This window comes from Anaerophaga thermohalophila DSM 12881 (assembly GCF_000191885.1).
GTDB lineage: Bacteria > Bacteroidota > Bacteroidia > Bacteroidales > Marinilabiliaceae > Anaerophaga > Anaerophaga thermohalophila.
Genome location: NZ_AEWI01000058.1, coordinates 36,775 through 43,679, shown reverse-complemented (window position 1 = coordinate 43,679; position 6,905 = coordinate 36,775). Strand labels below are relative to the sequence as shown.

Annotated in this window: 11 protein-coding genes; 8 read left to right on the top strand and 3 right to left on the bottom strand. The window is 36.6% G+C overall.

Annotated features, from left to right (window positions below; genetic code table 11):
• Positions 1–60: 60 nt before the first annotated feature.
• From ATH1_RS0114255 to ATH1_RS0114235, 4 genes are all read left to right on the top strand, one after another.
• Positions 61–273 carry a hypothetical protein gene (locus tag ATH1_RS0114255; protein WP_139035441.1) on the top strand — a complete coding sequence of 71 codons (213 nt, stop codon included), beginning with the start codon at positions 61–63 and terminating at the stop codon, positions 271–273.
• Entirely contained in the window at positions 273–572 is a 300-nt protein-coding gene (locus ATH1_RS19580) for a type II toxin-antitoxin system RelE/ParE family toxin (protein ID WP_010422967.1), read from the top strand. Before ATH1_RS0114255 ends, ATH1_RS19580 begins: the two co-directional genes overlap by 1 nt.
• A gap of 1,190 nt (positions 573–1,762) precedes the next feature.
• Positions 1,763–2,626 (top strand): hypothetical protein, encoded by an 864-nt coding sequence (locus ATH1_RS0114240; RefSeq protein ID WP_010422965.1) that lies wholly within the window; start codon positions 1,763–1,765, stop codon positions 2,624–2,626.
• Between the two features lie 88 nt (positions 2,627–2,714).
• A complete protein-coding gene (locus ATH1_RS0114235) occupies positions 2,715–2,999 on the top strand; it encodes a hypothetical protein (RefSeq protein WP_139035439.1) in 285 nt (94 codons plus the stop codon).
• A gap of 72 nt (positions 3,000–3,071) precedes the next feature.
• On the opposite strand, the gene ATH1_RS0114230 is transcribed toward ATH1_RS0114235, so the two are convergent.
• From ATH1_RS0114230 to ATH1_RS19575, 3 genes are read right to left on the bottom strand one after another with little or no spacing between them, the layout of a single operon-like run.
• The gene (locus tag ATH1_RS0114230) at positions 3,072–3,464 is read right to left on the bottom strand and encodes a type II toxin-antitoxin system VapC family toxin (protein ID WP_010422960.1); all 393 of its coding nucleotides are present in this window, start codon (positions 3,462–3,464) and stop codon (positions 3,072–3,074) included.
• Positions 3,443–3,661 (bottom strand): hypothetical protein, encoded by a 219-nt coding sequence (locus ATH1_RS0114225; RefSeq protein ID WP_010422958.1) that lies wholly within the window; start codon positions 3,659–3,661, stop codon positions 3,443–3,445. The genes ATH1_RS0114230 and ATH1_RS0114225 overlap by 22 nt, the downstream gene beginning before the upstream one ends.
• 11 nt (positions 3,662–3,672) lie before the next feature.
• Entirely contained in the window at positions 3,673–3,927 is a 255-nt protein-coding gene (locus ATH1_RS19575; protein WP_342626190.1) for a helix-turn-helix domain-containing protein, read from the bottom strand.
• A 542-nt stretch (positions 3,928–4,469) separates the two neighbouring features.
• Here ATH1_RS19575 and ATH1_RS21240 point away from each other — a divergent pair.
• The 4 genes from ATH1_RS21240 to ATH1_RS0114195 all read left to right on the top strand — a co-directional run bounded on the left by ATH1_RS21240 (position 4,470) and on the right by ATH1_RS0114195 (position 6,904).
• Complete coding sequence (locus tag ATH1_RS21240) at positions 4,470–4,670, top strand: hypothetical protein (RefSeq protein WP_139035437.1); 201 nt, start codon at positions 4,470–4,472, stop codon at positions 4,668–4,670.
• Positions 4,663–5,169, top strand: a complete 507-nt coding sequence (locus tag ATH1_RS0114205) for a hypothetical protein (RefSeq protein ID WP_010422943.1) — start codon at positions 4,663–4,665, stop codon at positions 5,167–5,169. Before ATH1_RS21240 ends, ATH1_RS0114205 begins: the two co-directional genes overlap by 8 nt.
• Before the next feature lie 219 nt (positions 5,170–5,388).
• The gene (locus tag ATH1_RS0114200) at positions 5,389–5,694 is read left to right on the top strand and encodes a hypothetical protein (RefSeq protein ID WP_029164141.1); all 306 of its coding nucleotides are present in this window, start codon (positions 5,389–5,391) and stop codon (positions 5,692–5,694) included.
• 7 nt (positions 5,695–5,701) lie between these two features.
• Entirely contained in the window at positions 5,702–6,904 is a 1,203-nt protein-coding gene (locus tag ATH1_RS0114195) for a YARHG domain-containing protein (protein ID WP_085930714.1), read from the top strand.
• Position 6,905: the final 1 nt, after the last annotated feature.

Genomic DNA, 6,905 nt, shown 5'->3' with positions numbered 1-6,905 from the left:
AAATGAAACAGAAAGTAATTATTAATCGTTAAATTTGTAGAAGATAAAACAATGGAAATCATGAACGCAGTAGAAAAAAGAGACTTCATACACAGCCGTTTGCATATTGCAAACGAAAGTACTTTAGATGAGTTTTATGAAAGGCTACGCAAAGAAGAAGCGTTAAAGACAAAATTAGAAAGCAGGGCTCGTAAATCCGAAGCAGACATCCAATCAGGGAGGGTTTGTTCAAGGGCTGAAATCGAAAAAAGAACTGCTAATTTGGGGCGTTAATGAAACTTATTTACACAGAACAAGCACTTTTTGGCCTTGAAGAAGCTTTAGAATTTATTGCGCCAAAAGTAACACAAGAGAAATTGCTTGAAATCAGGGATCGCATTTTAGACAAAGCAGATACCTTGCTCTTACACCCACTACAAGGCCAGAAAGAACCTTATTTGGAACATCTGGATTTAGGTTATCGCCGGATAATAGAAAGCCATTACAAAATTATCTACAGGGTAATAGATGAATATATTTATATCACTGACATTTTTGATTCCAGGCAAGATCCTGATAAAATGAAAGGATAACCCCACATATCGCCAAAAACTTCTATTCTTTAGAATTGATATTTAATTGAAACAGAAGTTTTGCGTGGCTCCCCACAGACCCGGTAAAGCGGTGTTCCTCTTCCCCGGTCAGCAAGTTTAGCGCCAGCCCGTCCGGCCTTTGTTTTTAGATGAAAGACTTTGTAAGGTAAAAACAAAAGCCGTCCGCCCTTCGGGTACTCCGCTACGCTGTGCAGGCTGTCACAAAACTCGCGCTCCTCGATCTTCCTCACTGCAGCTCTCGGTCTGCTTAGGCCGCTTCACTTCGTTTGTTCGTTCCTCATTCACTACGTATCAGCCGCCACGCATCCCTTTGCTGCCGTGTTAGGCTCGCCTGCTAACTCCCTCGGTTTGCCTTTGTCATGCTTTTTGTTCCACCGCACATTACCAACCTGACAGACAAAAAGCCCGCCAAAGCCTCAGCGTAAACGCCACTGCCAGCCAGCTTCCTATCGTCAGCTTTTACCTGGCAGGCCTCGGTCGTACTCGCAGACGGCTCGCACTTCGTTCCCTGAGTGTCCGCAAACCGCTCCGTTCGTTCCTCTCTACGCTATTTGCAGCCACTGGCCGACGCTTGCTCAAGGCTGTTTTACCCCGCACAGTTCCATATTATTAGCAACTTCTAAGCAAAGCAGAAAAGCAAAAAGAATCTCACATTTAACAGGAATCCCTTTTGATTAAACCGCCATTTAAACCTTTACGGCCAAGATAAAGCCCACGGGCCAACCCGCGCAAGGCCGGGCCCGTAAGGTTTTGAAAAAAATCTCCACCCTTCGTGCCGCTGGGTAGTATTTTTCCCAAAAGCCTTGACCTGCCGGCGCTGGCTTAAATGATTGCCTACAAGGTCAAAATGCCCGGTTCCGTTTAAATCTCTTCAATCTTTTTTTTCAATTGAAATACCCTTCAAATGAAAATCTTCAATTGAAGAAAAAAGGATATGAAGGAATTTTTCTATCTTGCAGAAAAGAAGATGTAAAGACGTTCTTTGACATATTCCGACTCCGTGTATTGATCGGTTTTGACACTTGTTTTTCCGGTGTTAATGGAAATACCAATGGGACTTAATCCATGACCCGCAGAATGTGCTGTTCGCGTGGACGCAGGATGAGGAGGAAGGGGCGTATATTAGTGAAGACCATAAAATAGAATGGGTGTTAGAAATCTATAGCCCAATGATTTCTAAAAAGTTTAAAACAGCCAAGGAGAATGAAGATTATTATGAAATGCGAAGATTAACCTATTGGGCATTGCGTAATAATTTTAATAGTGATTGGAACGAAGATGTTACCTTTGGGTTTGACCTGCCTATAGGCAATCCGGTAGCTACTTTGCGACATCATGAAGATGCCAAATATGGTGGTGTTAGAGTGTATTATACTTATAAAAAATACATTGATGGGAAGTTTGTAAGTATCAGAGCAAAGGAAGATCCATTCTATTTCCCACCACACATGAAAATGAACGGCAAATATTTTGATGCTTATTTTCCGGTTGATGTTAAACTTTATGAAGGAGACAAGGAAGTTCCAACTGGTAATACTTACTATGGGGATAATGATTTTGTAGGAAAATATAGTGAATCCGGATTAATTTTAGGCATTAGTAACACGATCAGTGTTGGAAAAGGTAGTGGATTTATGGTAGGCTATTTAAGAGGATTTGGTTACTGTGAATATAATTACAACATTAAAAAAGGACCCGGGATAAATATAACATTAAATTCATCCGGTGTGATTTCTGGAAAATACTTAGAAACTAGGGGTGAACAAACACCTTATGATTTATCCGGTCAAGGAGGTGAAATATCATATAGTGCGGGAATTGCGGCAAAAACTGAATGGGAAAGTTATAAGTTAGATGGTATAACACCTGTGTTTAAAGGTACAACCTCAGGAATAACCATAGGTTATAGCAAAGCATCTCCTCCTGGCTCGTTAGGAAAATTTAATACATGTACTTTATTGCTTTTCCCCTTAAAGTCAACTGATGATTTTGAACAAAGTAAAAAAAGTTATAATGAATGCTGCGAAAATTAGATTTGTTATTTATGCGATAATTTTGATTATAATATCCATTCTAATCTATCAATGGTTTTCTAATCAGCCCAGTGTAAAAAAACGGCAAATGGAATATTGTGAAAAAAAAATAAATGAAAATTTTCAAGGGAAGGTAATTAGTACTTATGTAGATTATTTTAATAAGCAGGCATTTGTTTTTGAAATATTGTATCACGGTGATACATCAAAACACTATTTGCATATAAAAACTCCAGATACTAAAAAATATATTAGCAAAGGTGATTCAATAATTAAAATTAAAGGCGAGTCAAAATACAATATATACAAAAGCAGCAATCCGGATTCTTTGATTGTGTTAAGCTTTGATTGTTCCTATTGGGATAAAAAATAAAGCCCGGCACATAAGGCCGGGCAGGCAGTCAACCGCCAATCAGCAGTGCTGCACGGGCTCGAAGCCCAATTATCATAAATCATGCGGGTTAACCACTTCAAGGCCGGTAATATTCTTAAAGTCCTTTAGGTTCCGGCTTATCATGGTGAAACCGTAAACCATTGGAGTAGCGGCAATAATGGCATCAGGGAGTTTTGTTTTGTACGTTTTCCGTATTTCAATGGTTTTTTCAATTATCTCATCATTGATATTCAGCACAGAAGCCTGTTCGGTCATTATATCCAGGCTTTCTTTGTCCTGTTCGGTAAGCTTGCTGTAAGCATATAGTTCAATCCGGCTAATGACAGAAATGCTGTACCCATTATCAATTATCCCGTCCAAAAATGCCAGCCCTTTTTCGGGCATAGCTTCGGCCAAATAATCTATACCTGCATTTGTGTCAATCAAATATCCCTTTGTTGCCATTCCTTGCGCATTTGTTCAACCTCAATTTGCATTTGTTTAGCCGTTTCTTTTGAAATTGAACCTCGCAGCTTTTGCGAGAGCTTCACGGGCTTGTTTACTTTTGCCGATGGCAACAGTTTTATGATATTGGCCTGCTCCAAATCCTGCAGGATTTTAAGGCCTGTGTTATCCTTTACTTCAACCAATAATGTTTGCATAGTTTTAATATTTATCGTGCGTATGCATGTTTGTTTTTAAAATCCCTGATCATAGCATCCAGGGTAACATAAATATGGTTCTTTTCTTCCTCATTAAATTGCGTTACTTCCTGTATTCTACTCATTGCTGCTTTATCCAGTTCAATATCGGTATTACCGACCAAATAATCTAAAGATACTTCCAAAGCTTTGGCAAGCTTGGTGGCCATTTCAATAGTAGGCCTTACTTCATTCCGTTCATACCTTCCAACAGCATCGCCATTGATATTAATTTTTTTCCCACCTCACTTTGGGATAGGTTCTTCTTTTTCCTGACCAATATTAAACGTTCTCCGAAAGTCATATTTGTATGTTTTAATCTATAAAAACGCATGTTTTTACAATAATACGCATAAAACTTGTAGCATAAAAATCCAGCAATTCAGGGAGAAATTTTTCCTCTTCCAAGATAGCTGATTAACAAGCAAAAATAAAATTTGCCAAAAAATATTTTTCGCACTATTTTTATGGCATAAGCCATGGTTTTCACCATGGCCCGTGTTTTTCCATAAAGCACTGATATTTAATTTATTAATAATTTAAAAGTCTGCTATGGCAAATGCCTGAATAGCAGGCTTTTGTTTTATTATGGTTTATGTAAAGATAGGAATTATTATTTTTTATACCAAATTTTAATTGGTGAAAATCAATGTTATTTGACTATTTTTTTAATGCAATTTACATGCTTTAGGAAAAACATGCTTTTCAAAGTCCTGGCAAAATAGCTATTAGTCAGATTTACAGGACGTTAAAACACTTTTGCCCGGAATTGAGACAGAATTTGATCACTTTACCTGATTCCCGGCAACGCAAACAATACCATACGCAAGAATTATGCATGGCAGGTATTACCATGTTTATGTTTAAGGAAGGTAGCCGGAATGCTTACAACAATGAGCGAAAATATCCGCAATTCAGGGACAACTACAACAAAGTTTTTGGATTGTTCCTTCCTCAGATGGATGGATAAATCCACGGTAGCCATCCTTAACTGCCAATGGCTCAAAAGACTGAATTACAAGGGACATGCATTAAACTGGGTTGAATGTATTGAAGAGAACACCTCAAAAAAAACAGGAGAGAAACACTGGCAAAGATTTGTACATTTGACAAATATGGACATTAACTCTGATTTATGCGTGGGTATAAGTGACACTGGTCGGCTATGCCAAAAAATAGAAAACGAAGGTTTTAACACACAAAAGAACCATGGATATGCATTGGAGCATAAATACTCGAGGGTAGACTTTCAGGCTATGCAGAACTACTACCAATGTTTACAAATTGCCCATATCATAAACCAGTTAGTGGTGGCCAGTAAAACCATCAATACCTTGCTTAAAAAAACACTCAAATGCACTGAAAAGCACCTATGGAAAAGGCTTTTAAGTTTCTTATCAGAGGTAGCCATTATTGAATCAGAGCTGATGAACCTTACATCCGGAAAATTCCAAATCAGATTGGAATGAAAAACGAATGGGGATGCCCTGCTCCGTGAATCAGGGAAAAACTTTTGCTAAAACTTTTGCCTATAAAAAAGCACACATTGCGGGAGTCTTCTTCCACGGGTAACTTAATTATACCGGGACAGCCAATGTATTGTCCCAAACTTTAACTAATTTTACCAGAAAGTGAAAAAAATATAGTTGCTGAATTGCTGTGAGTTAACGGAATATTTCTCGGAAATCATGAAACGTTTAACACAAACATGGAATGATTTCTTTAATGATATACAAAATAAGGCTAATTCCGGGGAAATAATTATTGGAGTTGTTAAAAGAAGTAGCGGAGTAGGGCATGTTGTTGCTTTTATGCCAGCAAGTCTTTATCGTGGTGATGATAAATTGATTGATATTGAGGATGATAAAAAGGTTAAATTCCCTATAGCATTGGAAGGTGGAGGTAATATTAAAGAAATTAAGCCATTTATAGGAAGTGAATTGGAAATAACAAGAGATAATAATGAATATAAATACTATAGGTATATTAAATAAATGTAACATGAAATACATAACACTAATATGTTGTATGTGTTTATTGTTAAATATCAATATCTTTCCTCAGAAAAGTATAGATTATAATAGTGTGAATTATAGTTTTATCGGGTATTATGAGGATAAACCAGTCTATCAATTCTATCCTTCTGATGATAATTTATCGGGAGGGCTTAAAAATAAATTGTATTATCCTGTTTTGAAAGAGAATCTTACAATTAATAATTTTGATATTTTGAACACTATAGTAAATAGTTCCATAACTTACCTTAATGAAGATATTAAGTTATACTATGCCTCAAAAGTAATTGAAATTAGTTATGATGGGCAAACACATTTAATTTTAAAAGGAGAAAGAATCAGAAGAGAGGTTGCTTATTCAAAATTTGATAGTATTGTTACTTTTCCAGTAAAAGGGGGCGTAGCTTCATTTTTAGTATTATTTAATTTATCTACTAAAAAATTAATAAACATTCCACTAATAGGGATGCGACCCAGTTTTAATAAAGACTATCTATATTTTTCATCCCATCACATTTGCGACTGGTATTCGGTATATACAGAAGATGTTTACAGGGTAAAGATAGGTGACTGGAACAATCCCGAACTTGTGTTGGAAAATGTAGACCCTGGTAACTGGTTTTTAATACCCGAAAGTAACGTGATTTACGCCGATATTTTAGAAGAGCAAGGGAAAGGCGTTCTATATAATGCCGACACAAGGAGTTATAAAATTGTTGATGCCATTTATGGTGACAGAGTAATTAAATATAAAGGTGAGTATTATTACGAATTAAAGCCCAATAATAAACCTATTAGTTATAGGCCGGTAAATCTTCCCTCTGAATATCCGCAAAAAGACGATAGGGTATTATGTCCAGCAAATAAGAAACGATATTTTAACCTTTCAAATTCCCAAAAGCCTTTTACTGGTACCTTCATCAATAATGAACTGCTTTACAATGCGCCTGAAGCCACACTAAACAAATTAGATAAAGAAGAACTACGATTGTTACGAAATGCCTTTTTTGCCCGTCAGGGTTATCAATTTAAGAGTGATGATTTACAAGAATTTTTCAGACAATTTGAATGGTATAATGAGCTACTGAAAAGCTATAAAGTTCTTGAAATTACCAATGAAGATGTTGTTATTAGCCCAAAAGATAAGGAACGGGTAGAATTAATTATGAAAATAGAAAATAGAAAATAAA